The organism is Bradyrhizobium arachidis (assembly GCF_024758505.1).
GTDB classification, from domain to species: domain Bacteria; phylum Pseudomonadota; class Alphaproteobacteria; order Rhizobiales; family Xanthobacteraceae; genus Bradyrhizobium; species Bradyrhizobium manausense_C.
In genome coordinates, this window is record NZ_CP077970.1 from 3,960,246 (window position 1) to 3,985,870 (window position 25,625).

The following is a 25,625-nucleotide window of genomic DNA, read 5'->3' on the forward strand; positions in this document are numbered from 1 at the left end:
ATCTAATTCTTTTGCTGTAATCGCCTAGACTTATATTGCTGGTGGCAATCGCGGACCGAAGAGAGCGCGAATCGGAGAAGCGCCCAGATCGAGTGCGCAACGGAAGATCGCCGTATGCCTCGTCTCGTTCGCTGTTCCGACAGGAGCGCGGGTTTCGCGCGTTCCGCAACAACAAGGATCCGGCGATATGACGGTTCAAGGCCACAACGTCTCACTGCACGAACGAGCTCGCCGCATCAGATGCCATGCGCTCCGAATGGGCGAAGTGCAGGGGCAGGGCTACATCGCCCAAGCCCTGGATATCGCTGATGTATTGGCGGTGGCTTACTTCCATGCCATGCGGTATCGGCCGGAAGATCCAGATTGGGAAGAGCGCGACCGCTTCCTTCTCTCCAATGGTCACTATGCAATTGCGCTGTACGCCGCCTTGATTGAGGCGGGCATCGTTCCGGAGGCAGAGCTGGAAACCTACGGCTTCGATGATAGCCGTCTGCCAATGTCCGGCATGGCAAGTTACACGCCGGGGATGGAAATGTCGGGCGGTTCGCTGGGGCTCGGTCTTGCCATCGCGGTCGGTCGATGCCTTGGATTGAAGCGAAAAGGATCCGACAGCTTCGTCTACACCTTGTTCTCTGACGGCGAGCTCGATGAAGGATCGAAGTGGGAGGCGATGATGTCCGCCGCCCACTACAAGTTGGACAATCTCATCGCCGTTGTCGATGTCAACAACCAGCAGGCGGACGGCCCTTCCGGGCAAATGATGGGCTTCGAACCGCTAGTCGACAAAGTTCGGGCATTCGGCTGGTTCGTTCAGCGTGTGGACGGCAACGATCTCAATGCCGTCGTTGCAGCATTCGACGCGGCATCGGCGCATCAGGAAGCCGTGCCACGAATGATTATCGCCGATACGGTCATGGGAAAAGGGGTGCCGTTTCTCGAAGCGCGTGAGCGGAATCATTTCATGCGCGTCGATGCGAATGAGTGGAAGTTGGCGCTCGCGGCGCTGCAGGATGGGAGCCAGCTATGAAGGTCACGTCGAGCACCACCACGGCGAAGCCGCGCCTGACGACGTCGGCAATGATCGCCTCGATCGCCGCAGAGGGGCAACCGACGAGAGCCGCGCCATTCGGCCATGCCTTGATCGAGCTCGCGCGCCGGCGTCCGGAAGTCGTCGGAATGACTGCGGACCTTGGCAAATACACCGATCTCCATGTGTTCGCGAAGGAGTTTCCGGACCGCTACTATCAAATGGGTATGGCCGAGCAGCTGCTGTTTGGTGGCGCGTCCGGTCTTGCCGCAGAAGGCTTCATGCCCTTTGTGACGACCTACGCGGTGTTCGCTTCCCGGCGTGCCTATGATTTCATTCACCAGACCATTGCCGAAGAAGATCGTAATGTGAAGATCGCGTGCGCGTTGCCAGGGCTCACCTCCGGCTACGGCCCGAGCCATCAGGCGGCGGAAGATCTGGCACTGTTCCGCGCGATGCCGAACATGACGATCATCGATCCGTGCGATGCTCTGGAGATAGAGCAGGTCGTGCCCGCCATGGCGGAGCATCATGGCCCGGTCTATATGCGCCTTCTGCGAGGGCAGGTGCCGCTCGTGCTTGACGAGTACGACTACAAGTTCGAGCTTGGAAAGGCGAAGCAGCTGCGAGGCGGGGATGACGTTCTCATCATCTCTTCCGGCCTGCTTACGATGCGGGCATTGGAGGCCGCGAAAAAGCTCGAAGCCGATCGCATCGGCGCGTCGGTCTTGCATGTGCCGACGATCAAGCCGCTCGATGTCGAGACGATTGTGGCGGCTTGCAGAAGGCCGGGGCGGGCGGTCGTCGTCGCGGAGAACCATACGATCATTGGTGGGCTAGGCGAAGCAGTTGCCGCTGTTCTGATGAGGGAGCGTGTGCATCCTGCATTCCACACGATCGGCCTGCCGGACGAATTCCTAGCCGCTGGCGCCTTGCCTACGCTTCACGATCGATACGGAATTTCGACGGATGCGATCGTTGGCAGCGTCAAGTCCTGGCTGTGACGGCTACGTACCACGACGCGTGGACCCGGGTCTGGCTTGTCGACCTTGAACGAGTCGCCCGACCTCTGCCCGTACGGAGCCTCAGGGAGCAGATGGACACCTGCGCGTAGGTCAAAACCTGCGCGGCGGGTAGCCCCCAAGAGAATCCTAGTGCTCGCGGCCATAGGCCTAACCTCGTAAGCTACCGAGCTTTAGCGTTTCGTGCTCATAGCGGACGTGCTTGTCGGCGGGCCGCTCCGGCATTTGGCATTCTGCTTGGCGTGGAAACAGGCTCCAGGAAGCCAATCAGATATCCTGCGGTTTGCCTGTTTGCTGTCGACGCCACCACGAATCTCTCGCGTGCTTATCGACAAGCCAAGCGTCGCCAGCAAGGATCGGCATTTGCCAGGATTCTCGGCAAGTCTTATTCGACACTGGCTTTCTTGCAGGTGCAGACGCCATTTGCCGCGGCCGTTTAGCACCCGTTTCTCCGATGCTAACGCCGGTAAAGACGCTGACGGTAGGCGCGTGGGAGATTGTAGAACGTAACTCCCAAGTGGCCACTCGATCGAAGTTTGTTCGCCGGTCGAAACCGCCATTTGGATGAGAACAATTCACTCAATGAAGCGCGCAATTCGTTTGATCTGCTGATCGTACTTCTTATCGTCGGAAGAATGAGGGCGACCGCAATGCACGACGGCGCCGGCACTGGGAGGAGCTCATGTCTGCGCACCAGACCGCAACAACAACCGTAAACGATCGACGTCCAGACGTGGCCGCTCACTCAGTGGGAGCCGATAAGAGTGGAGTCCTTGCGGACCTCAAACCCGACGTCTTCTTTCGCTACTTCGAAGAGATCAGCCGCATTCCCCGCGGGTCCTATAACGAGAAGCAGGTGAGCGACTACATCGCAAAGTTCGCGCGGGACCGCGGGCTCGAGTGTTACCAGGACGACATCCACAATATTCTTGTCAAGAAGCCGGGAACGAGCGGATACGAGAACGCGTCGCCGCTCATCTTCCACGGTCATACCGACATCGTGTGCGAGAGCGATGAAGGTGTGGAGCACGATTTCGAGAAGCAGGGCATCAAGCTGCGGATCGACGGCGACTTCATCCATGGCACCGGTACGACGCTTGGCGCCGATAACACGGTGGGTGTGGCGCTGGCGCTATCCGTGCTCGACGCCAAGGACATTCCCCATCCGCCGCTCGAGGTCGTACTGACAGTCCAGGAAGAGGTCGGAAAGGGAGGCGCTCAACACTTCGATGCGTCCCGTCTGACGGGTCGGCGGTTGATCGACTTCAACTGGCACGATCCCAAGAGTCTGTTCGCCGGCTGCGCGGGCGATATCTCGGCGCGCTTCCGGATTCCGGTCGAATGGCAGAAGGCGCCGGCCGGCTTGACGGCGATGCGCCTGTTCGTGAAGGGACTGAGCAGCGGCCACTCGGAGTTCGACATTCACCTCGAGCGCGCCAACGCGATCGTCCTTCTCGCTCGGGTCGTCGGTGCGCTCCTCGACGAACTGCCGGTCCGGCTGGCGTCGGTCAGGGGAGGCGTCAATCGGTACGTCATTCCGGGAGACGCCGAAGCGCTCCTGCTCGTGCATCAGGCAGATGTGGATCGTGCGAGCGAGATCGTCCGGAATGTCGCCGCAGATATCAAGAAGGAGTTCTTCGTCAGCGACCCGAAGCTCGAGGTCGGTCTGGAGCCGAGCGACGGTCTCATCGAACGCGTCCTTTCGGATGTTACCGCCAGTTCGGTCGTCCAGGCGATCACGCTGACGCCCAACGGCGTCCAAAGCATGAGCCTCACAATCGCGAATCTGGTGGAGAGTTCGAACACCATTGCCCTGTTGTCGACAAGCGACGAGGAAGTCGAGATCCTATCGACCATTCCGAGCGCGATTAGCTCGCGGCGCTACGCCATCCTCAAACGTATCGAGCGGCTGGCCGAGCTGATGGGGCGTGGGACCAAGGTTACCACCTTCGCCGATTGCCCGGAGTGGCCCTACAACAAGGATTCGAAGCTTCTGGCCGTCGCCAGCCGCGCGTTCGAGGATACCTTCAAGGCAAGGCCTCACGTTGAAGTATCGCACTCGAGCCTCGAGTTGGGTCTCTTCAACAAGAAGATCCCGGGGATCGACATGATCTCGATCGGACCGGAAGCGTTCGATGTGCATACCACTCGAGAGCGTCTCAATCACACTACTGTTGAGCCCATCTGGCGGCTTCTGAAGGAAATACTCCGCAATCTCAGAGATTAGCGCGACATCGCGCATCTCGGCGGAATGATCGTTGGCAGCGTTCCAAACAACTGGTGCGCTGGACGAGGTTGCTCGCGCCCGCGCGAGCAGCAGATGTTGCACTAGAACAAACATTTGAGGGGAAACATGAAACGTTCTTTCCGTACGTCATTGGCAGCGGCGCTGGTCGCCGCCGTCGTCGCTCCGACTTCAGTCTTCGCCGCCGACTACGGCGCCGTCTTTCCGGGAATCCTCATGGACAAGGTGATTCCGCCGACCGGCAAAGAGGCAAAACCCCAGGTCAAGACAAACCGTCCCCTCAAGGTTGGTTTCCTGCCGACCGCGATGGATACCTACTATCAGCGCGTGCTGGCCGGAGTGAAGGAAGAGATCGATCGAGCAGGCGGACCCGCGACGATCCAGCTGCTCGTGCAGGCACCGAAGAGCCAGTCCGCGACGGACGATCAGGTCCGCACGATGGAGGCCTGGATCAACGAGCGCGTCGATGCGATCGCGGTCGCGCTCTACAACGAAGGCGCCTTGGAGCCGCTGATCCGGCGTGCGACCGAAGCGGGAATCCCGGTGTTCCTGTTCAATTCACCCGTCGCTGATGACCCCTATTACGTGAGCGATATCGGATACGATCAGAGCGACGGTGGTCGCGCTCAGGCGCAGTGGATTGTCGATCACTACAAGGACAAGGGAGAGGTCAAGATTGCCGTCCTGGAGGGCTTGCCAGGTCCGCACACGGCGCAGCGCATGAAAGGCTTCAATGAAATCCTCTCGAAATACCCGAACCTGAAAATCGTCGCCAAGCAGCCGGCTGGCTGGGTGCGAGCACAAGGTCTCACCGTGACCGAGAACATGCTCACCGCGCATCCCGATGTGGAAATTCTCGTTGCCCTCTACGACGAAATGGCCTTGGGAGGTCTCCAGGCCTTGAAGGCGCGGAAGCTGAACGGGAAGATTGCGATCGTCGGTTACGAGAACATGAAGGAGGCCAACGACGCGATCAAGGTCGGCGATTTTGCGGCCACCGTGGATACCGGGGCCAAGGAGGAAGGCCGCAACATCATCCGCGCGGTCGAGCAATTCGTTATGAAGGGCGAAAGCGTTCCGAAGAAGATCTTCGTCGCCCCGAAGACCTACGACGCCAAGAACATCGGCACGTTCGATCCGGCTGACTACATCTACGTCGCAAAGAACACGAAGTAGATGATCTCGAGGGGGCCACGCTGTTGTGGCGTGGCTCCCTCCGTTTGAATGTGGGGGGGCGCATCATGAGCCAGTCGGAACACGCGCTCAAGATCACGGGCGTCGGCAAGAGGTTCGGAGCGACCAACGCGCTGTCGGGCATTTCGATGAATCTCGCCAGGGGTGAGGTGCTGGGACTGGTCGGTGAAAATGGGGCCGGAAAATCGACCCTGATGAAGATCCTGTCCGGAGCCCATGCGCGTGACGAAGGCGACATCGAGATCGATGGGGTTCGCGTGGACATCCGCGAGCCCGCGGACGCGCAGCGGGCGGGTATAGGCATTATCTATCAGGAACTCAGTCTGTTCCCTGACCTGGACGCGGTTGAAAACATTTTCATTGGCCGGGAGATGTCGGTCGGAAAATATCCGAACATGACGGTGCCGCTTCGAAAGAAGGCCATGCGGGATTGCGCCGCTCGAATCCTGAACGATGTGCTTGGCGTCGAGATCGATCTGGATTGTCCGGTTGGTTCACTTGCCCTTGCTCAACGGCAAATCATCGAAATCGCCAGGGCGTTGAACTCGAATGCAAATATCCTGATCATGGACGAGCCGACCGAGGCTCTCGAAAAAGCCGAGCGAGAACAGCTCGTCAGAATCATCAACGATCTCAAGCAAGCGGGGAAGTCTGTCATATATGTGTCCCACAAGCTTGATGAGGTTCTGAAGATCTGCGATCGCGTGGTCGTATTGCGGGATGGGGCATGCGTCGCGGACTTGCCGGCGTCATCGCTCGACGTGAACAAGGTGATCAGCTTGATGATCGGCGGCTCGCTGGCGAAGCAGTTTCCGACGAAGTCAAGCCCAGGCGCTGATCCTGTCCTCAAGGTAGAAGGGCTATCCCGACGCGGAGCGTTCGAAAACGTCAATTTCGAACTGCACGAAGGGGAGATTCTGGGTGTTGCGGGACTCGAAGGATCGGGAAAGAGCCGCCTTCTGAGGGCGCTGTTCGGCGATGGTGCGTCGGAGTCCGGTAGAATCGTGCTGAAGGGTCGTTCGACTTCGATCAGTTCGATATCGGACGGGATGAACAACCGGATTGCGTTTCTTCCCGCCGAGCGCAAGACGGAAGGTATCTTCGCCGAACATAGCGTCGGCTGGAATTTGACTGCCTCCAGCCTGGCCCAATTCGGCGGTGTTCGCTTGGATCGACGAGCGGAACGACTGCAATGCATCAACCAAATCCGGAAGATGGGCATCAAATCGGAAGGACCGCAGCAGTCGATCGGACGACTGAGCGGCGGTAACCAGCAGAAAGTGCTGTTGGCGAGATGGCTGCTGACCGAGCCGGACGTATTGCTTCTCGAGGAGCCGACGCGCGGGATCGACATCAAGGCGAAGGCCGATGTCTACCAATTGATCGCCGGCAGCGCGCAAGCGGGCAAAGGGATCATCGTGGTCTCGTCGGACAGCACCGAGCTGCTGGGATTATGCCATCGGATATTGGTCATGTTCGAAGGCGAGGTGGTCGGAATATTGGACGCGGCGTCCGCGAACGAGGAAGCCATCGCCTCGCTTTCGATCCAGCGGACCTGAGAGAAAGTTAATGGAGAACGGAATGTCGACCCAGGCCCTGGACGCAAAGAACCCGGTATCGAGATTCAGGCTGTCCGGAGGCGCGAGCGGCATCGTGATCGCGTTGATCGTGCTCATCGTGGCGCTTGGAGTCGCGTCGCCGCGCTTTCTGAGTGTCGGAAACCTCACCGATATCACGCGCCAGGCCGTCTTCGTCGCGATCATCGCGTTCGGAGCTACCCTCGTCATCGCCATGCGAGGGATCGATCTCTCGGTTGGGTCGACGCTTGCGTTCACCGGCCTGATCGCCGCGGACCTGATGAACCGCGGGTTCAATCCATATGTCAGCGTCGCCGCGAGCCTTGCGCTCGGAACGTTGATCGGCGTTGTGAACGGCGTCCTGGTTGCCAAAGTCAAGATTGCGGACTTCATCGTCACGATGGCGATGATGGTCATCACGCGTGGATTGATCATGGTCTACACAGAGGGGATTCCGCTCACCGGCTTGTCGAATCCATCCTTTCAGGTCTTCGGCCAGGGATTCGTTGGTTTCGTGCCGATGCCGGTGTTGGTGACCATACTGACGTTTGCGGGGGTCTACTTCCTGCTTTATCAAACGCGCTTCGGCCGTTACACGCTATCGATCGGAAGCAATCCGGAAGCGGCCCGATTGGTCGGAATAAGGATCGACCGCATCAAGATCGCGGTCTATGCGCTGACTGGATTGTTGGCGGCGCTGTCCGGTGTTCTCCTCACTTCGCGTCTCGAAGCAGCAATGCCGGAGGCCGGCGAGGGATATGAACTGGATGTGATCGCGGCGGTGGTCATGGGAGGGACGAGTCTTGCCGGAGGCAAGGCGTCCTTGTTGGGAACTGCTGCCGGCGCGGTCCTCATGGCGGTCGTGCGCAACGGTCTCAATATCCTCAACGTCAACACGTTCTGGCATCAGGTTGTGATCGGCGCGATCATTCTGTTGGCCGTGTGCGCCGATAAGTTCGGTGGCCGCTCGCGAGATACCTGAGTGAGGGAGGCAGCTGTGGGTTTTGGCCTTGGCCCGATCGAGAATAGCTTGCGATATCCCGTCGCGGGCGTCGAGCCGCTCGATCGTCGGTTTACGTACAAGATAGGAAACGCACCGATCGAACGTCTTGCGACGGGCTTTGGATGGGTGGAGGGGCCCGTCTACTTTGGAGATAGCGGCAGTCTTCTCTTCAGCGATATTCCGAACAACCGCATCTACCGCTGGCTCGAGGCGGATGGGCATCTGGGAATATTCCGCAGTCCCTCGAACTATGCCAATGGCCATACCCGTGACCAAAGCGGACGCCTTGTTAGCTGCGAGCACCTTCGACGCGTCACCCGCACCGAGCTCGACGGCCGTATCACCGTGCTGGCGGATCGCTACGAAGGCAAACGCCTTAGCGCGCCCAATGATGTGATCGTGGCCTCCGACGGTGCCGTGTGGTTCACCGACCCCGGCTATGGCATCGACAGCGACTATGAGGGTATCAAACAGGAGGCCGAACTGCTCCGGGCAGTCTACCGATTGGATCCCGCCGGATCGCTCCGGGTGGTTGCGGACGATTTCGTGCGGCCCAACGGCCTTGCCTTGTCGCCGGACGAATCGCGACTCTATGTCGTCGATAGCGGGATAACGGATGGCGGCCCGTCCCATATCCGCGTCTTCGATGTGGTCGATGGGCACTTGCGGAACGACGCGGTATTTGCCGACGACTTTGCGCCGGGTTTCACGGACGGCCTGCGCGTCGATGTGCATGGCAACGTCTGGTGCAGCATGGGGTGGGCGGATCCCGCCGAAGACGGCGTGCGCTGCTACTCGGCGGAAGGCGCCTTGATCGGGAAGATTCATCTGCCGGAGACCTGCGCGAACGTTTGCTTTGGGGGGCGTCGCAAGAACCGGCTGTTCATGGCGGCGAGCACGTCGATCTACGCTGTGTGTCTCAACACGACGGGAATTTGACTGACGCCGGAAGCTCGATTGGACGGGACGAGGGAGACTTGAAGTGCTGGCGGAAAAGATTGCGATCATCACAGGGGCCGGAAAGGGAATGGGCGAGATCCATGCCCGCGAATTTGCAGCGCAACATGCGGCAGTGGTCCTCACCGACGTCGATACAAAGAATGGCCATCGTGTTGCCGATGAAATATCGGCATCCGGCGGCAAGGCAATATTCGTCGATCACGATGTGGTCGATGAGGGGTCGTGGAGCAACGTCGTTGCTGAGGCGGAGCGCGCCTTCGGATGTGTCAACGTACTGGTTAATAATGCAGGAATATTCATCCGCGACACGATCGAGAACCTCTCCGTCGTGGACTTTCGAAGGCTGTACGAGGTGAACGTCACCGGTGCGTTCCTCGGATGCAAGCTGGTCGCTCCCAGCATGAAACGGGCCGGCGGAGGTTCGATCGTCAACGTGTCTTCAGTGTCCGGCATCGTCGCGAACATGCCGGGCATGACCGGCTACTCCGCGACGAAAGGGGCCATTCGCATGCTCACCAAGGCTGCCGCCGTCGATCTGTGGCAGCATGGGATCAGAGTGAACTCGATACACCCGGGCACGATCAGGACCCCCCTCAATGAGGATTACTTCTCAGACCCGGAGAAGACGCGGCTCATCCTGGGAAGCACGCTTATGGCAAGACCCGGAGAGTGCTCGGAAGTGTCCGCGGCGCTCATTTTCTTGGCGTCCGACGGATCGAGCTACATGACGGGTTCCGAATTGGTGGTTGATGGCGGTATGACTGCGGTTTGACGAGCTGTTTTCGTCGCCTCCTCCTCCTGAAAGCGCTTCAGCTTTGAACCCAATCCGGTGCGGGCACTGCCGAGCATGGCAATAGCATGCCCGTGCCGCCTGTGATCTTCGCCTAGAACATTGCCCGGAAACCGCGGGCGATGGCGAGGCTGGAAGATCGTGCTCGTTCGATCATCGGACTGTTGAGTCAAAATGCACAACGGGTGGGGTGCCACCTTCCTCGCTGGTGTCGGGCGCTTTTCGCTGGGATTTCCGGCACAAATGGAGCAATTGACTGCCGTTCCGACAATCATGCGATATCCATCGCAGGTCGATACGATGCGGCGATCGAAGTCATGCGACACTGGACCGGCACGAGGACGTTGACGGTTCAATTTTGCGTGCGATAACGTATGCATTAAGGGGCCAGTAAGATCCCGACGAATTCGGCGCAATCGCTTTTGGAGGGATCACGATGTCTAGCCTCACTACAAAACTCACAGTTACGATGGCGGCGATCGTCGCCTGTATGGTCCTGGCCACAGGTCCATCGACGGCGGCGGATGTTGCTGCGGCGTTGAAGGATATCGAGGAGCATCCAGCCTCCGGTCCGCACGGGGAAAAGCCGGTCCTCGCCAGCGATCTCTCACTCACCCCGGAAGAGATCGCAAAGATCAAGTCGATGAACGCGACTGCAGCTATCGTCATGCACTACACGGCCTCCGATTGGGCGAAGGCGCAGATGGCGGGCCAAAGGGCTGCTCTCGATATGCTCGGAATCAAGATCATCGCTGTCACGGACGCGGGCTACAAAGCCGAGCAACAGGTCTCCGACATTGAGACGGTCATGGCCCGCAAACCGAACGTGATGATTAGCGTTCCTGCAGAGCAAAACGGCACGGCCGCCGCGTACAAGCGTGCGGCGGCTTCCGGTATCAAGATCGTGTTTCTCGATCAGACTGGCGCCGGAATGTCGCCTGGGACGGAGTATGTGAGCCTCGTGTCTTCCGACAATCGAGGTATGGGCAAGGCTGCGGCGCTGCTTATGGCGCAGGCGCTGAACGGAAAGGGCAATATTGGATTGATCCCGCACGCTTCCGACCTGTTTGCGACCGTCGAGCGCGTCATGGGGTTCAAGGAGGCGATCAAAGCCTACCCTGACATCAAGATCGTGGCCGAGCAGGGCGTCGGTGGCCCTGACTTTTCCGGAGAGTCTGAGCGTATCGCCTCTGGGATGCTGACCGCCCATCCTGAACTGAACGGGATTTGGGCTGTCTGGGATGTGCCGACCGAAGGCGTGCTCGCTGCGGCGCGCACCAGCGGACGCGGGCCAAAGGATCTCGTGATCACGACCTGCGACCTTGGCGTGAACATCGCTATCGACATGGCGAAGAATGGTTACGTGAAGGGGACGGGATCGCAGCGGCCGTACGGCGCAGGCTATGCGGAAGGCATTTTGGCGGGCTACGCACTGATCGGCAAGTCAGCGCCGCCCTATGTCGTGCTTCCCGCACTGGCGGTGACCAAGCAGAATTTGATTGCCGGCTGGCCAATGTCCAATGGGACGCCGCCACCTCAGGTGGTGACGGACGCCTTGAAGTAGGACTGGTGGGCCCGGGCTTTAGTCCCCGCACGCGAGCTATCGGTCATGATCGAATCCAGCGACGCGGTCGAGATGACCGGCATAAAGAAGTCGTTCGGAGGACTCCACGTCCTCCGCGGCGTCGACTTCGCGGTCAAGCAGGGGACGGTCCATGCGCTGATGGGTGAGAATGGCGCCGGAAAGTCGACGCTGCTCAAGATACTTCAGGGAATTCTGACGCCGACCGAAGGCTCCATAACCGTCTTCGGTCGGCAGATGAGCGGTTTTAGCGCCGCTACATCACGCGCGTTGGGTATCGGGATGATATTTCAGGAACTGAGCCTGATCCCGAGTCTCACCGTCGCCCAGAACATCTTTCTGGCTCGAGAGCCGAGGAAATTTGGGCTTCTCGTCGACGATCGCATGGCGCGGGATCGATCGAGAGTGATCCTGTCCGAACTGGGCATGGATGTCGATCCGGCAACGCCGGTCGAGAAGCTCAGCACCGGGCAGATGCAGATGGTAGAGATTGCCAAAGCGATCTCCCAAGACGCTCGCGTGCTCATTTTGGATGAGCCGACATCCGCGCTGACCGGCGTTGAGGTCGAGCGTCTCTTTTCACTCCTCAAACGTCTATCCGCGGATGGCGTCGCGATCGTCTACGTGTCGCACCGGATGGACGAGATATTCGAGATTGCCGAGGAGGTGACCATCCTTAGGGATGGCCGGAACGTTGCGACCGCCCCACTGCGGCAATTGGAGATCCAGGACGTCGTCGAGCATATGATCGGCAAGCGGGTTGGAAGCTTCAGCTGGCGGCCGCGTTCGGTCGACCGGACGCGTTGCCCGGCTCTTGAGGTCCGATCGCTATCCGGGCCGAACAAGCCGATCAACGCTTCTTTCGAAGTTCATTCAGGTGAAGTGCTTGGCATCGCGGGGCTGTTGGGCTCCGGCCGCAGCGAACTGGCTCGGGTCTTGTTTGGTATCGATCCAATGATCTCCGGCGAAATCCGGGTGAAAGGCCAGGCTGTCAGGATTCGCAGTCCAAGCGACGCGATGGCGGCTGGAATCGCCCTCATACCTGAAAGCAGAGCTCGCGAAGGCCTGATCGCGGCGCACAGTATACGCACAAATCTCAGTCTGCCTCGGTTGGGCGACCTCGCTCGTGGACCGTTCCTTGACGGTGCCAAGGAGACCTCTTCCGCAACCGGCTTGATCCAACGATTGCGTATCAAAGCGACCTCCAGCTTTGTCCCGGTGCGTACCCTCTCGGGCGGTAATCAGCAGAAAGTTGTGCTGGGGAAATGGTTGGCCATGAATCCCGAGATCCTGATCCTGGATGAGCCCACGGCGGGCATCGACATCGGCAGCAAAACGGAAATCGTCGATCTCATCCGCGAACTTGCGGATGAGGGACGAGCCATCATCATCATTTCTTCCGAGCTCGCCGAACTTCTGGCGGTTAGCGATCGCGTGCTCATCATGAGCGACGGACGCATTGCCCGCGAGGTGTCCAGGGACGAGATTTCCGTGGCGGCCGGCGAGCCGACCGGAAGTGCAGACGAAGGGGTGCAGATCGCCAAGGCGGAGCACAACCTTCAAGTCCTTATCCAGGAGGTGCGGCTCAATGCTCCGACGTACTGATGGAAGTGGAACTGCAGTGACGACGCATCGAGGTCCGTTGGCCATGGTTAGAGGCACTTCCATTGTCTCGGACTGGCGACAATACGTCGTCTATATCGGGTTCACGCTGATCTTCGTAATATTCGCGATTACGCTGAGTGATCGCGGCTTCCTGTCGGCCAACAATCTGCTCAACATCGCACGACAAACCGCGATTATCGCGATCATGGCGATGGCCATGACCTTCGTGTTGTGCGCCGGCGAGATCGATTTGTCGGTTGGGGCCATTGCAGGTTTGGCTTCCGTGACCTCAGCCCTCGCTCTTAGCCGTTACGGGCTTGTACCTGCCATTGCGGCCGGACTCTGTACCGGTCTCCTTGTGGGAGCCGTGAATGGAAGCTTGACCGCCTGGATCGGCATCCCCTCGTTTCTGGTCACGTTGGGTATGATGGGCTTTGCCCGTGGGCTTGGCATGTGGATGAGCGGAACCTCTCCCGTGCCGGTGATCGATGAAACCTTCATCGCTATTTTCGGATCGGGGAATATCGGCCCGGTCCCCATCCTTGTATTGTGGGTCGTGATCCTCGGCGCGCTGGCTCATACGGCCCTGCGAAAGACACCCTTCGGACGAAAGATCCTGGCCACTGGTGGTGGTGAGACCGCAGCGCGCTACAGCGGCATCAAGACAAAAACCGTAAAGTTTCAAGCGCTTTTGATGACTGCCACGGCGGCTTCCATCGCAGGTATGCTTTACGCGGGACGCCTGCACTCGGGGCGCTTCCAGTTGGGAGAGGGCGATGAACTGTCGGTTATCGCCGCCGTCGTTCTTGGCGGCACCAGCCTGTTCGGCGGAGCCGGAACGGTCATCGGATCAATCGTGGGGGCGCTGCTGATCGGCGTTATCAACAATGGTCTTATTCTGCTGGGGCTCGATTTTAGCCAGCAGCTTATGGCGCGCGGCGTTCTCATCGTTCTGGCGGTGGCCTTGGGCCGCAGCCAGCGCGCGTGACTGAGCTGAACTCAAAAAAAGAAGGACTATCGCATGACCTTGGTCATCGTCACTGGTGGAAGCGGCAAGCTCGGCCGAGCTTGCATAAAGGATCTCTTGGATCACGGCTACAACGTGGTCAACGCGGATGTCGCACCTCCTGCGGTGGACCTTTGTCCTTTCGTGCAGGTCAATCTCACGGATCTTGACCGCACGATAGAGCTGCTTTCCGGCATGGAATGGTATCACAATCGAGGGGTGGACGCAGTTGTTCACCTCGCTGCCGTTCCAATGCCCGGAGTTGTGGCTATCAGCGAGGTTTTCGGTATCAATACGGCCAGTACCTATAATGTCTTTGAGGCGGCGCGCCGCCTTGGCATACGCAATGTGGTCTGGGCGTCAAGCGAGACCTTGCTCGGTCTGCCATACAAGGATCCGCCGCCATATCTTCCTGTCGACGAAGACTATCCGGCGAGGCCCGAAACGGCTTACTCGCTGTCCAAAGCGGTTGGTGAAGAAATTGCGCGTCAGTTTTGCCGGTGGGATCCCCTGCTCAAGATTGCGTGCCTGCGATTTTCGAACGTGATGGATCCTGCCGAGTACGGGCAATTTCCCTCCTTCGATCCGGAAGATCGAAAGTTCAATCTGTTCGGGTACATCGATGCACGTGATGGGGCTCAGGCGGTTCGGCTATCGCTGGAGGCAGATATCAAGGGAGCAGAAGTCTTCGTAATTGCCAATGCCGACACGGTATCGCCGACATCGAGTGTGGAGCTCGCGCAGAAATATTTTCCAGGCGTACCATTCAAGAGGAAAATCAGCGGACATGAGACGCTGCTCTCCATAGACAAGGCTCGTCGAGTGCTCGGTTATTCGCCGAAGCATAGTTGGCGGTCGGCTCAAAAATAAGCGCTAGACCCGAAGATTTTCTCGTTCCAAGATTCCGGCGTGCTCCTCTTAGTTGAGATGAAATGGGGTCACCTATCCACCAGACCATTTCATTTGTGGCTTTGTGCTCGCGCGCCGTAGCCTTCCCAGGGTCAGCTTAAACTAACAAACCGCAGACAGCGTTCCCTGGGAGGAGCAAATGGATTCGAGCAAGAACCTTTCGCAAGTAAGTCGCCGCGATCTCGTCAAGGGAGCCGCTTTGCTGGGCGGTGCCGCGTTGACCGAGGCGGCCACCACGCGCAGCGAGGCGAAAGAGGCGAAGTCGGATAAACAAGCTCCATCGTATTATCGGTTCGCGTTGGGCGAAGCACAGGTCACGGTCGTCTCTGACGGGCCGTTGCCGCTTGGAGACCCAAGCGAAAGCTTCCTGGGCGTGCCGAAGGAGGAAGTTGTGCGGATGCTCGACAAGAGCTTCCTTCCCACAAAGGAGGTCGTGCTCGAGCAGAACGCGCCGATCGTCAATTTTGGAAACAAGCAGGTCCTGTTTGACACCGGCATGGGGTCACTCAAGCAGTTCGGGCCCACCACGGGGCGCCTGAAGAGCAGCCTAGCGGCTGCCGGGGTCGCTCTTGAAGATATCGACGCGGTCGTCTGTTCTCATGCGCACTGGGATCACATCGGTGGCATCTGGGGGGACGACAACAAGCCGACGTTTCCGAACGCACAGATCTACATCAGCCAAACCGATTACGATTTCTGGACTGACAAGAGCAAGCTCGGCGGTGACTTGGATGGCCTAGTCAAGGCGGCGATTCATAACCTGCCGCCTGTGCGGGACCGCATCGTTTTCTTCAAGGATGGCGAGCAGTTTCTGCCGGGAGTTCATGCAATTGCAGCGCCCGGCCACACACTCGGGCATCACTGCTTCATGATCGAGTCGGCGGGAAAGTCGTTTTGCTACGTCGGGGATTTGACCCATCATCCCGTGCTGCTGTTCGAAAAACCCCGAATGGAGTTTCTGTTCGATACCGATTCGAAGCTTTCGGCGAAGTCGCGGGTGAGGGTCCTGGACATGTTGGCTGCCAACAGGACGCCGCTGATGTCTTATCACTTCCCGTGGCCGGGCCTCGGGAATGTAGGGAAGGATGGCGAGGGCTTCCGTTACTATCCCGAACCAATGCATGTGTCGTCTCTTTAACTTGCGGGATTGGTCAAGTCGGACACCGTCAGACATTGACCGGCACTGTCAGCTGAGTTCAGCCCCCGGCCTGTTGGCGGCCTAACAAGTTGGTCGGTCGCACCGGCCAAACCAAGCGCGCAAGCGCTCCTCCCGCGACTGGCCCGGCCCTGGAGGCCGGGCCATTTTTTTGAATGGGTAATTGAAATGAAAGATCAACGCCTTCTGCTTCGCGCGATTGTTGATGCCGCGATCGCCGCCGCCCATCCCGATGTCGTGCTGGCCCCCTATCTTCCGGTAGCCCCGAAGGGGCGTTTGATCTGTCTCGCCGCCGGCAAGGGAGCCGCAGCCATGGCGGCAGCGGCCGAACGGCATTACCTGGATGCGTTGAAGCTTGATCCGGATCGACTGATCGGCATCGCAACAACTCGGCACGGTCATCGTGTGCCGACAAGATGCGTCGAGGTCGTCGAGGCTGGGCATCCAATGCCCGACGAGGCAGGGCTGGAAAGTGCGGAACGGACGCTGCAGCTTGCCCAGAGTGCCCGAGAGGAGGACTTGGTATTGGTGTTGCTGTCCGGTGGTGGCTCCGCCAACTGGATCGCACCTGCAAACGGCATTACCTTCAGTCAGAAGCTGCATCTGACGCGTTTGTTGTTGCGCTCGGGCGCGCGGATCGACGAGATCAACGTCGTCCGAAAGCACCTGTCGCGTATCAAAGGCGGACGTCTCGCGCGTGCTTGTTGGCCGGCCGAGGTCGTGGCGCTTGCAATCTCCGACGTGCCATTCGACGATCCATCGTCAATTTCGTCCGGACCGACCGTGCCGGATCAGACAACGCTCGCGGATGCGCTGGCGGTGCTCGAAAGATACGGCCTTGTGCCAGATGAAGCGATTGGTCGTGCGCTCCATGACCCGCAGAACGAGAGCTGTAAAGCTGACGATCCGTGTTTCGCCCGTATGCGACTGGAGCTGATCGCAAAGCCCCGCGATTCGCTTGATGCCGCTATCGCCACGGCAAGGAAAGCTGGTTACGAGATCATCGATCTCGGAGCTGATCTTGAAGGTGAAGCGCGCGACGTCGCAGCCGATCATGCGCGCCTGGCGCTTCAAGCCCGGCTGGAAGGAAGACGCGTCGCGATACTGTCGGGTGGAGAGCTGACCGTCACCGTTCGCGGCAATGGGCGTGGCGGACCCAATCAGGAGTATGCACTCGCGCTGGCCCTCGGTCTCAATGGCGAAAGCGGCATCGCAGCTCTTGCAGCAGACACCGATGGTGCAGATGGCGGCGGCGGAGCAGCATCAGATCCTGCTGGCGCCATTGTTGACGAGCAGACCCTCAGTAGAGCCAAGTCGCACGGCCTCGACGCACGGACGTTTCTTGGCAACAATGACGCAAGCGCCTTCTTCGCAGAGACTGGCGATCTGCTGCACACTGGTCCGACGCTGACGAATGTCAACGATCTCAGGGTGATCCTGGTGGAGTAGCCGATGCCGTTACCCCTAGGAGCCCAGCGCCATGCGATCAGTTGCGCATTCGGCGTGCCGCTATGTCTCAGTCTCACGTAAAGCTTGCGACATCCATTTCCGGAACGTGGCGATCTTGGGTACGTTGGTGCGAGAGCGGCGATAGACCAGGCTGTGGCACAGCATACGCGCTCCATTCGCTCCGAAAGGCATGACTAGCCGGCCGCTTTCGAGCTCGCGTTGAACGAGCAGTCGGCTTTCCAGGCATACGCCGAGCCCGTCAACGGCAGTGCTGATGGCCATAAAGGAGCGGTCAAAACGAGGGCCGCGCTCTAGATCCAGCTCGACCTTTGCATCCTCTGCCCAGTGCTTCCACCGATAAAGATTGACCTCGGAGTGGATCAAAACATGCTTTTTCATGTCAGCCGGCGTTCGGATCCGTGAAGCGCCTTTCATGAGCTTCGGCGAGCACAGCGCGACGATTGTCTCGAGCGGAAACGAATCGACACCCAAGTAAGCTGCCGGCACGAACGTGCCGTATCGAATATCGATGTCCACGGCATCGCCTCCGAGATCGGCAGCGTCGCCCGACGCATTCAATCGCAAATCGATTTCCGGATTGAGCGCACCGAACCTGGAGAGTCGCGGCATCAGCCACTGGCTCGCGAAACTCGGGACCGAATGAATCGTCAGAATGTCGCTTTTGCCTTTTCGCGCGACAGTCTGGCTTGCTGCTTCAATGCGTCCGAGCGCCTCGGATATTTCGTCGGCATACTTTCGACCGACGTCGGTCAGCATGACCGCCCGATTGATCCGGTGAAAGAGCTGTACGCCTAATGTGGTTTCCAGTGACCTGATCTGATGGCTCACGGCGGAAGGCGTCACCCTCAACTCGTCGGCGGCGCGAAGGAAGGAGCCAAGACGCGCGGCGGCTTCGAAGATTTGAATGGCGCGCAAGTGGAGCAGATGGGTCATGGTTCACATGAATGCAGTTCATCTAACCGGGACTTTAATTCCTTTGTTGGTGCCGGGCAAGGTTACTAGGCTCAAGCGATAGAGAATGCGGACAGACAACCGCAAGACCCGGAGGTACGTCCACTGTGCTCTCATTGCGAGAGTCCTCCGGTCTTTGCCAAGTCAGTGTGCCTTCGCGAAAGCGAGGGAGGCCGCGCGCGCGTGAAAGCAATACGAAGAGGGGCACCATCGCGACATGAGCATGACCCGGGATAACAAGAATTCGGACCGATCCGAAGCAAACAATATCGGGTTCATCGGCCTTGGATCCATGGGCTCAAGGATGGCTGCACATCTCTGCGCTCGCGGTTATCGAGTGAGGGGGCACGACGTCAGAGCTGAAGCTCGCGCCGCTTTCGAAAAGGAGGGTGGCATCTGGGCTGATGCGGCGAAGGATGCTGCGCTGGGCGCTGATTTTCTGGTGCTCATGGTGGTGAATGTTGGCCAGGCCGAGCAACTGCTGTTTGAGGCGGGTGTTCTTGACGCGCTGCCGAAGGAAAGCGGCGTCGTTCTCATGGCGACTTGTCCAGCGGCAGACGTTGAAAGAATATCAAAAGCGGTCGCGAAAGCCGGGCGCAGCTTCGTTGATGCTCCCGTGTCCGGAGGAGTCGCGGGTGCGGCTTCAGCTACGCTCACCATCATGGCGGCCTGCGCCAACGAAACGTTCGCCCGCGCCAAGCCTGTTCTTCAAGCGATGGGAGACAAGGTGCACCACGTCGGGTCGAGTCCTGGGCAGGGTGCGCTGGTCAAGACGATCAACCAGCTCCTGTGCGGCGTGCATCTGGCAGCAGCCGCAGAAGCGGTCTCGCTCGGTGCGCAGGCGGACATAGATCCTCAGGTCCTGATCAACATCTTTTCCGAATCCTCAGCTTCAAGCTGGATGCTGCGCGACAGGGGCTCCCGCATGATCGCGGGTGAGCCTCAGGTGACCAGCGCCATCGATATCTTCGTCAAGGACCTCGGAATTGTCTTGGATGCCGGCCAGCGTCTGAAAGCTCCGACGCCCCTCGCTTCGATCGCACAGCAGATGTTCCTAGCGGTTTCGGGCCAGGGTTTCGGTCAGGTCGACGACAGCCAGGTCGTGAGAGCGTATCGCGCAATGACCAGCGTGTCGGGACGGTGAGATGATGCGGCAGGCAAACAGTCACTTCGCAGACCTGACCGATGTTACGCTGCACTACCTAACGGCGGGCAAGGGCGACCCCGTGGTTCTCCTGCACGGGATCCCTCAATCATCACATGAGTGGCGGTTCGTGATGCCCCGGCTCGCGGATCGATACTTTGTGATCGCTCCGGACCTTCGTGGACTGGGCGACTCGACCCGTCCGCAATCGGGATATGACAAGAAGACCGTAGCCGAGGATATCTGGCAGCTCGTCAACGGCCACCTGGGAATGAAGCGCTTTCATCTCGTCGGCCACGACTGGGGTGGGCCGGTCGCGTTCGCGCTCGCTGCACATCACCCGGAGGCGGTGTCGAAGCTCGCAATTCTGGACGTGACGATTCCGGGCGATGGCGGAGAGATGTCGCAGGGTGGGCGGCGATGGCATCACCCGTTCTATCGCACTCCGGATCTTCCCGAGGCTCTCTGTGCGGGGCGAGAAGAACTGGTGATGAACTGGTTCTTCGAGAACTACGGCCATCGCGCCAATTGCCTCTCGGAAGACGACAAGCAGGAATACTACCGGACCTACAAGAAGCTCGGGGCCTTCCGCGCAATGTTCGGCTACTACCGGGCCTTCGCGCAGGACGTTGCCGACAATCAGGCGATATTGGCATCGCAAGGCAAGCTCAAGATGCCGGTGTTGGCGCTGGGCGGCGAGAAGGCATTCGGACGCGGACTCGAGACTGTCGAGTCGCTGAAGCGCGTCGCTGAAAACGTGCGGGGCGGCACGATTCCGGACAGCGGACATTGGGTGGCTGAGGAGGCACCGGAGTTCATCTCCGAGGCGCTGTTGAGCTTCTTTGCAGAGAAGGAATAGGCGCAGGCGTACGCCACGCAGAAATCAACCAAAGAGAATAATAGCTACATTGTGGAGGAGGAGACGATGGGAAAATTGTCGCGACGTGGAGTGCTGCACGGCGGCGTTGGTGTTGCACTTGGTCTTGCCTGCCCCTCGATTGTCAGGGCCGAACCTCAGTTCAAGCTGAAGTTCGCCAATATCATGCCGAAGGATCATCCGCTCAACACGCGGATGACGGAAGCCGCCGAGACGATCCTGAAGCTGACCGATGGACGTGTCGCCATCGAGGTCTTCCCGAACAGTCAGCTCGGCACCGACGCTGATATGCTGAGCCAGCTGCGGTCGGGGGCGATCGAATTTTTCGCATCATCGGGACTTATCGTGGCCACCCTCGTGCCGGTCGCCGCGATCACCGGAATCGGATTCGCTTTCGCGGACTATTCGCAGGTGTGGAACGCGGTTGACGGTCCGCTTGGAAAGCACGTCATCGCGAGTTTTGCCAAGTCGAACCTCGTTGCCTTCGAGAAGATGTGGGATAACGGTTTCCGGCAGACGACCTCGGCCAAGAGTCCCATCAAGACGCCTGAAGACTTGAAGGGCTTCAAGATCAGGGTCCCGCCGAGCCCGCTGTGGACTTCGCTGTTCAAATCCCTGGGCGCGTCACCGACATCGATTCCATGGGGCGAGACCTACTCGGCCCTTCAGACCAAGGTGGCCGACGGCCTCGAAAACCCGCTGGCGGGAATCTACTTCGCCAAGATGTACGAGGTTCAAAAATACCTCTCTGAAACGAACCACATGTGGGATGGCTTCTGGTTCCTGGCCAACAGGCGGGCGTTTGAAGGCATCCCCGCCTCGGACCGCGACGTGATTGTGAAGACAGTCAACGAGGCTGCAATCAAGCAGCGGGCGGACGTCGCGGCGCTCAACAACTCGCTCCAGGGCGAATTGAGCTCGAAAGGTCTTGAGTTCGTCAAGGTGGATACGGCTGCTTTCCGATCCAAGCTCCAGCAGTCCGGCTTCTACGGCGAATGGAAGGCCAAGTACGGGGACGAAGCCTGGTCTCTTCTCGAGGCAGCGAGCGGGAAGCTGAGCTGAGGGCACGATGGCGGTGACCGACGAACCAGTGATGATCGGCGTTCGGCCGGGTCTTGGCCCAAGGCTGATAGCTTGCCTGATATCTCTCACCGAGCTGTTCGCGGCCGCCGTCGTTGCGGTCGAAGTCGGAGTGCTGTCGATCGGCGTGATTGCGCGGTATGTCTTTCACGCGCCGATCGTCTGGACCGACGAACTCGCTCAGATCCTGTTCGTGTGGCTCTCCATGCTCGGCTCCGCCATCGCGCTGCACCGCGGCCAGCACATGCGCATGACGGCCCTTGTCGATCGTTTCGGCCCTTCGGCGCGGGCAAACTGCGAAACGGTGGCGTTGTTGGCTTGCGTCGCCTTCATGGTCCTCATGCTCTGGCCGGCGATCGACTACGCGCATGAGGAGTCGTTTGTGATTACTCCGGCGCTGGAGTTGCCGGGATCGATACGCGCAGCGGCGTTGCCTGTGGGCCTCGTCCTGATGGTCGTCTTCGCGCTCGCAAAAGTCGGTTCGATTGCACGACCGCGGCTGGTGACCGCCTTTTGCCTGATGGCCGGCCTCACTGCGCTCGTGTGGTTGTCTCGCGGCTTCTTCCTGGGCCTCGGAAACCTCAACCTCGTGCTGTTCTTCGTGGGCCTGGTCGGCGTGGCCGTGTTTCTCGGCGTGCCCATCGCATTTGCGTTCGGCACGGCTGCACTCGGATATATCGGCCTTGCAACCAATTCGCCCGTTCTAACGATTGCCGGGCGGATGGACGAAGGAATGTCGCATCTGATCCTGCTCGCCGTTCCGCTCTTCGTGTTCCTTGGATACCTGATGGAACTCACAGGGATGGCGAAGGCGATGGTCGACTTCCTTGCTGCATTGCTCGGGCACGTCAGAGGCGGGTTGAGCTATGTGCTGATCGGCGCGATGTACCTGGTTTCCGGTATCTCCGGTTCGAAGACCGCGGACATGGCTGCCGTCGCACCCTCGCTGCTGCCCGAAATGAGGAAGCGGGGGCAAAAGAGCGGCGAACTCGTCGCCTTGCTCGCCGCGACCGGCGCCCAGACCGAGACCATCCCGCCCAGCCTCGTTTTGATCACGATCGGCTCGGTAACCAGCGTGTCGATCGCGGCGCTCTTTACAGGGGGCTTGGTACCGGCGGTCGTCCTCGGTCTCTTCCTGGCGCTGGTCGTTTGGTGGAGGAACAGGCGGGAGGATCTCTCGCACATCTCGAAGCCGCCGCGGCAGGATGTTCTCCGCGCGTTTCTCTTCGCGCTCCCGGCGCTCGCGCTTCCGTTCATCATCAGAGCGGCGGTCGTCGAGGGCGTGGCCACGGCCACGGAAGTCTCGACAATCGGTATCGCATACTCGGTCATCGTTGGACTTTTGATCTATCGCCGGTGCGACTGGTCGAAATTTCCAAAGATGCTGATCGACACGGCCGCGCTGTCGGGCGCCATTTTGTTCATCATCGGAGCCGCGACAACCGTCGCCTGGTGTTTGACGCAGTCGGGGTTTTCGCGCGATCTCGCAAAGGTCATGGCGTCGCTTCCCGGCGGCGGCCCGACCTTCATGGCCGTGTCGATCCTGATGTTCATTGTCCTGGGGAGTGTGCTGGAGGGAATACCGGCGCTCGTGCTTTTCGCTCCTCTAATGTTCCCGATCGCGAAGGCTGTCGGGCTTCACGAGGTGCACTATGCGATGGTGATCATCCTGGCGATGGGAATGGGACTCTTCCTTCCGCCATTCGGCGTCGGCTACTACGCAGCTTGCGCGATCGGTCGCGCCGATCCGGCGGAAGGCATTCGTCCCTTGATGGGATACATGCTGGCGCTGCTTGCCGGCCTCGTCGTGGTCGCGTTCATCCCCTGGCTCTCGATCGGCTTTCTCTAGCGCTCCGGCTTGAGCGACCTGACCGCACAGCAACGAAACAATCTCAGACTCGAACAGACAAGGCTTAAACATGACTATCGTGCCGCGAACGCCCGTATCCCGAGATCACGAACTGGATCGGGCCATGGCAAACGCGATCAGGATGCTCTCGCTCGACGCCATCGAGAACGCCTCCGACGGTCATCCCGGCGCGCCGCTTGGTTGTGCCGAGATCGCGACGGTGCTGTTCACGCGCCATCTCAAGTTCAACTCCGTTGATCCGACATGGATCGATCGCGACAGGTTCATCCTGTCCAACGGTCACGGATCGATGTTGCTCTATTCGCTGCTCTACCTCAGCGGATACGAGGCGATCGACATCGATCAGATCAAGCGGTTCCGCACTCTCGGATCCATCTGTCATGGTCATCCGGAATATGCGGTCGAGCATGGTATCGAAGTGACCACCGGGCCGTTGGGGCAGGGCTTTGCGAACGGCGTAGGTATGGCCATCGCCGAGGAATATCTGCGTCAGATGCTAGGTTCCGACCTGCTCGACCACTTCACCTATGTCATCGCGGGTGACGGTTGCCTGATGGAAGGGGTTGCCCAGGAGGCGCTTGCGCTGGCAGGCCATCTTCGTCTCGGAAAGCTCGTCGTTCTCTGGGACGACAATTCGATGACCGACGACGGCAGCACGGAGATATCGACCAGCGAAGACATCCGAACTCGCTTCCGGGCGGCGGGTTGGCAGGTATTGGATGCGAACGGACATGATTTCGAATCGATCGACGTGGCGATCGCTCACGCGAAGTCTGACCCGAGGCCAAGCCTCATCGCATGCGCCACGATGATCGGACGCGGATTCCCGCGCCTTGAAGGGAAGAGAGGCGCTCATGGCGGGCGCGTTTTCAAGGAGGATACGCAAGCCGCTCGCGAACGCCTTGGCTGGACCAGTCCGCCCTTTGTTGTCCCTTCGGAGGTCCTGAACGGCTGGCGGAGCCTGGTCAGCGCGCGCAATACAGAACGGTACGATACCTGGAAATCGCGGGTCTCCGAACTTGCGCCTGAGCGACGCGCGCTTTTGGAACGCCTGGCGCGCCGCAAGATGCCTGCGGATTGGCAGGCTCACTTGCGGCAATACAAGAAGTCCGCGCTTTCCTTGCCGGCCCAACCATCCATCCTGTCGTCCGGCGAGGCGGTGGCGACGTTGTTCGACGTATTTCCGGAATTGCTCAGCGGCGCGCCGGATCTTGAGGGGCCCACGTGCCACAAGCGTGACCTGCAGGCTTTCACCGCGATTGAGCGCGGTGGCCGTTTTGTGCACTACGGCGTCCGCGAACACGCGATGGGATCGATCATGAACGGGATGGCCGCTCACGGCGGAATCATGCCGATCGGGGCGACCTATCTCGCCTTCTCCGATTACTTGCGGCCCGCCATCAGGATGGCAGCCCTGATGGGATTGCCCGTCGTCTTTATCAACAGTCACGATTCCATCGGTATTGGGCAGAACGGCCCGACGCATCAGCCGGTCGAATTCCTGGCCTCACTAAGGGCCATCCCCAATATTCTGGTGCTCCGTCCCGCGGATGCCGTCGAAGTCGCGGAGTGCTGGGAGATGGCGCTGTCGCGGCGCGACGGCCCATCGTCCTTCATCCTGTCCCGCCAAGCTCTCCGGCCGGTGAGGACGACGCACTCGAACGAGAATCTGAGCGCGCATGGTGGCTATGTTCTGGCCGAAGCGACAGGCGGGGCACGACGGGTTACGCTGCTGGCGACCGGATCCGAGGTCGCCGTCGCGCTCGACGCAAAGGGACTTCTCGAGAAGCTGAATATTCCGACCGCTGTGGTATCGATGCCGTGTTGGGAGGCATTCGAGCAGCAACAAGAGAGTTATCGACGAAGCGTTCTTGGAGAGGACGTGCTGCGCGTAGGCATTGAGGCCGCCGTCCGGTTCGGGTGGGAGCGCTATATCGGAGACGCCGGCATATTTGTCGGCATGTCCGGCTTTGGAGCGTCGGGACCGGGCGACGAACTGTTCCGCCATTTCGGGATTACGGCGGAGAACATTGTGACGAAGGTCTTGCAACGTCTTGAGTCCGGCAAGCAATCGTGACGGCCGATCCGGCCGTCGGTCGAGCGCCACGCCGACGGCCGGGGAACGAGGCCAGCGCACGATCGCGCTCGGCGACGTTT

Annotated in this window: 20 protein-coding genes; 19 read left to right on the plus strand and 1 reads right to left on the minus strand. The window is 59.7% G+C overall.

Annotated features, from left to right (window positions below; genetic code table 11):
* The first annotated feature begins 187 nt into the window (after positions 1-187).
* The 14 genes from KUF59_RS18040 (at position 188) to KUF59_RS18105 (ending at position 17,525) form a co-directional block, all read left to right on the plus strand.
* Positions 188-1,027: a transketolase gene (locus KUF59_RS18040; RefSeq protein WP_258769802.1), complete on the plus strand. Its 840-nt coding sequence runs from the start codon at positions 188-190 to the stop codon at positions 1,025-1,027.
* Positions 1,024-2,031, plus strand: coding sequence for a transketolase family protein (locus KUF59_RS18045; protein ID WP_258769803.1), 1,008 nt, complete (start codon positions 1,024-1,026; stop codon positions 2,029-2,031). The genes KUF59_RS18040 and KUF59_RS18045 overlap by 4 nt, the downstream gene beginning before the upstream one ends.
* A 700-nt stretch (positions 2,032-2,731) precedes the next feature.
* Positions 2,732-4,276 (plus strand): aminoacyl-histidine dipeptidase, encoded by a 1,545-nt coding sequence (locus tag KUF59_RS18050; protein ID WP_404514230.1) that lies wholly within the window; start codon positions 2,732-2,734, stop codon positions 4,274-4,276.
* A gap of 126 nt (positions 4,277-4,402) precedes the next feature.
* The gene (locus tag KUF59_RS18055) at positions 4,403-5,470 is read left to right on the plus strand and encodes a sugar ABC transporter substrate-binding protein (RefSeq protein ID WP_128944070.1); all 1,068 of its coding nucleotides are present in this window, start codon (positions 4,403-4,405) and stop codon (positions 5,468-5,470) included.
* A 65-nt stretch (positions 5,471-5,535) separates the two neighbouring features.
* A complete protein-coding gene (locus tag KUF59_RS18060; RefSeq protein WP_258769804.1) occupies positions 5,536-7,047 on the plus strand; it encodes a sugar ABC transporter ATP-binding protein in 1,512 nt (503 codons plus the stop codon).
* Between the two features lie 22 nt (positions 7,048-7,069).
* Positions 7,070-8,047 (plus strand): ABC transporter permease, encoded by a 978-nt coding sequence (locus KUF59_RS18065; RefSeq protein ID WP_258769805.1) that lies wholly within the window; start codon positions 7,070-7,072, stop codon positions 8,045-8,047.
* 15 nt (positions 8,048-8,062) lie between these two features.
* Positions 8,063-9,007 (plus strand): SMP-30/gluconolactonase/LRE family protein, encoded by a 945-nt coding sequence (locus tag KUF59_RS18070; protein WP_258769806.1) that lies wholly within the window; start codon positions 8,063-8,065, stop codon positions 9,005-9,007.
* A 43-nt stretch (positions 9,008-9,050) separates the two neighbouring features.
* Positions 9,051-9,800, plus strand: a complete 750-nt coding sequence (locus KUF59_RS18075) for an SDR family NAD(P)-dependent oxidoreductase (RefSeq protein WP_258769807.1) — start codon at positions 9,051-9,053, stop codon at positions 9,798-9,800.
* A 487-nt stretch (positions 9,801-10,287) separates the two neighbouring features.
* The gene (locus KUF59_RS18080; protein ID WP_258769808.1) at positions 10,288-11,382 is read left to right on the plus strand and encodes a substrate-binding domain-containing protein; all 1,095 of its coding nucleotides are present in this window, start codon (positions 10,288-10,290) and stop codon (positions 11,380-11,382) included.
* A 45-nt stretch (positions 11,383-11,427) separates the two neighbouring features.
* A complete protein-coding gene (locus tag KUF59_RS18085) occupies positions 11,428-13,005 on the plus strand; it encodes a sugar ABC transporter ATP-binding protein (RefSeq protein WP_258769809.1) in 1,578 nt (525 codons plus the stop codon).
* 43 nt (positions 13,006-13,048) lie between these two features.
* Positions 13,049-13,993 (plus strand): ABC transporter permease, encoded by a 945-nt coding sequence (locus KUF59_RS18090; RefSeq protein ID WP_258770021.1) that lies wholly within the window; start codon positions 13,049-13,051, stop codon positions 13,991-13,993.
* 33 nt (positions 13,994-14,026) lie between these two features.
* The gene (locus KUF59_RS18095; RefSeq protein WP_258769810.1) at positions 14,027-14,881 is read left to right on the plus strand and encodes an NAD-dependent epimerase/dehydratase family protein; all 855 of its coding nucleotides are present in this window, start codon (positions 14,027-14,029) and stop codon (positions 14,879-14,881) included.
* 178 nt (positions 14,882-15,059) lie between these two features.
* Entirely contained in the window at positions 15,060-16,058 is a 999-nt protein-coding gene (locus tag KUF59_RS18100) for an MBL fold metallo-hydrolase (protein ID WP_258769811.1), read from the plus strand.
* Positions 16,059-16,244: 186 nt separating this feature from the next.
* The gene (locus KUF59_RS18105) at positions 16,245-17,525 is read left to right on the plus strand and encodes a glycerate kinase type-2 family protein (protein WP_258769812.1); all 1,281 of its coding nucleotides are present in this window, start codon (positions 16,245-16,247) and stop codon (positions 17,523-17,525) included.
* Between the two features lie 60 nt (positions 17,526-17,585).
* Here the strand turns inward: KUF59_RS18105 and gcvA are convergent, their stop codons facing one another.
* Positions 17,586-18,479 carry a transcriptional regulator GcvA gene (gene gcvA / locus KUF59_RS18110; RefSeq protein ID WP_258769813.1) on the minus strand — a complete coding sequence of 298 codons (894 nt, stop codon included), beginning with the start codon at positions 18,477-18,479 and terminating at the stop codon, positions 17,586-17,588.
* A gap of 235 nt (positions 18,480-18,714) precedes the next feature.
* On the opposite strand from gcvA, the gene KUF59_RS18115 reads away from it, so the two are divergent.
* The 5 genes from KUF59_RS18115 (at position 18,715) to tkt (ending at position 25,545) form a co-directional block, all read left to right on the plus strand.
* Positions 18,715-19,641, plus strand: coding sequence for an NAD(P)-dependent oxidoreductase (locus tag KUF59_RS18115; RefSeq protein ID WP_258769814.1), 927 nt, complete (start codon positions 18,715-18,717; stop codon positions 19,639-19,641).
* 1 nt (position 19,642) lies between these two features.
* Positions 19,643-20,500, plus strand: coding sequence for an alpha/beta fold hydrolase (locus KUF59_RS18120; RefSeq protein WP_258769815.1), 858 nt, complete (start codon positions 19,643-19,645; stop codon positions 20,498-20,500).
* A 66-nt stretch (positions 20,501-20,566) separates the two neighbouring features.
* The gene (locus tag KUF59_RS18125; protein ID WP_258769817.1) at positions 20,567-21,580 is read left to right on the plus strand and encodes a TRAP transporter substrate-binding protein; all 1,014 of its coding nucleotides are present in this window, start codon (positions 20,567-20,569) and stop codon (positions 21,578-21,580) included.
* 7 nt (positions 21,581-21,587) lie between these two features.
* A complete protein-coding gene (locus KUF59_RS18130; RefSeq protein WP_404514222.1) occupies positions 21,588-23,447 on the plus strand; it encodes a TRAP transporter large permease in 1,860 nt (619 codons plus the stop codon).
* 124 nt (positions 23,448-23,571) lie between these two features.
* Positions 23,572-25,545 carry a transketolase gene (tkt, locus tag KUF59_RS18135; RefSeq protein ID WP_309500992.1) on the plus strand — a complete coding sequence of 658 codons (1,974 nt, stop codon included), beginning with the start codon at positions 23,572-23,574 and terminating at the stop codon, positions 25,543-25,545.
* Positions 25,546-25,625 lie beyond the last annotated feature (80 nt).

Bases quoted from the DNA above. Each gene is read 5' to 3' on its own strand.
- KUF59_RS18040 (WP_258769802.1), top strand. From the start codon at position 188: ATGACGGTTCAAGGCCACAACGTCTCACTGCACGAACGAGCTCGCCGC.
- KUF59_RS18045 (WP_258769803.1), top strand. From the start codon at position 1,024: ATGAAGGTCACGTCGAGCACCACCACGGCGAAGCCGCGCCTGACGACG.
- KUF59_RS18050 (WP_404514230.1), top strand. From the start codon at position 2,732: ATGTCTGCGCACCAGACCGCAACAACAACCGTAAACGATCGACGTCCA.
- KUF59_RS18055 (WP_128944070.1), top strand. From the start codon at position 4,403: ATGAAACGTTCTTTCCGTACGTCATTGGCAGCGGCGCTGGTCGCCGCC.
- KUF59_RS18060 (WP_258769804.1), top strand. From the start codon at position 5,536: ATGAGCCAGTCGGAACACGCGCTCAAGATCACGGGCGTCGGCAAGAGG.
- KUF59_RS18065 (WP_258769805.1), top strand. From the start codon at position 7,070: ATGTCGACCCAGGCCCTGGACGCAAAGAACCCGGTATCGAGATTCAGG.
- KUF59_RS18080 (WP_258769808.1), top strand. From the start codon at position 10,288: ATGGCGGCGATCGTCGCCTGTATGGTCCTGGCCACAGGTCCATCGACG.
- KUF59_RS18085 (WP_258769809.1), top strand. From the start codon at position 11,428: ATGATCGAATCCAGCGACGCGGTCGAGATGACCGGCATAAAGAAGTCG.
- KUF59_RS18090 (WP_258770021.1), top strand. From the start codon at position 13,049: ATGGTTAGAGGCACTTCCATTGTCTCGGACTGGCGACAATACGTCGTC.
- KUF59_RS18095 (WP_258769810.1), top strand. From the start codon at position 14,027: ATGACCTTGGTCATCGTCACTGGTGGAAGCGGCAAGCTCGGCCGAGCT.
- KUF59_RS18100 (WP_258769811.1), top strand. From the start codon at position 15,060: ATGGATTCGAGCAAGAACCTTTCGCAAGTAAGTCGCCGCGATCTCGTC.
- KUF59_RS18105 (WP_258769812.1), top strand. From the start codon at position 16,245: ATGAAAGATCAACGCCTTCTGCTTCGCGCGATTGTTGATGCCGCGATC.
- gcvA (WP_258769813.1), bottom strand. From the start codon at position 18,479: ATGACCCATCTGCTCCACTTGCGCGCCATTCAAATCTTCGAAGCCGCC.
- KUF59_RS18115 (WP_258769814.1), top strand. From the start codon at position 18,715: ATGAGCATGACCCGGGATAACAAGAATTCGGACCGATCCGAAGCAAAC.
- KUF59_RS18120 (WP_258769815.1), top strand. From the start codon at position 19,643: ATGATGCGGCAGGCAAACAGTCACTTCGCAGACCTGACCGATGTTACG.
- KUF59_RS18125 (WP_258769817.1), top strand. From the start codon at position 20,567: ATGGGAAAATTGTCGCGACGTGGAGTGCTGCACGGCGGCGTTGGTGTT.
- KUF59_RS18130 (WP_404514222.1), top strand. From the start codon at position 21,588: ATGGCGGTGACCGACGAACCAGTGATGATCGGCGTTCGGCCGGGTCTT.
- tkt (WP_309500992.1), top strand. From the start codon at position 23,572: ATGGCAAACGCGATCAGGATGCTCTCGCTCGACGCCATCGAGAACGCC.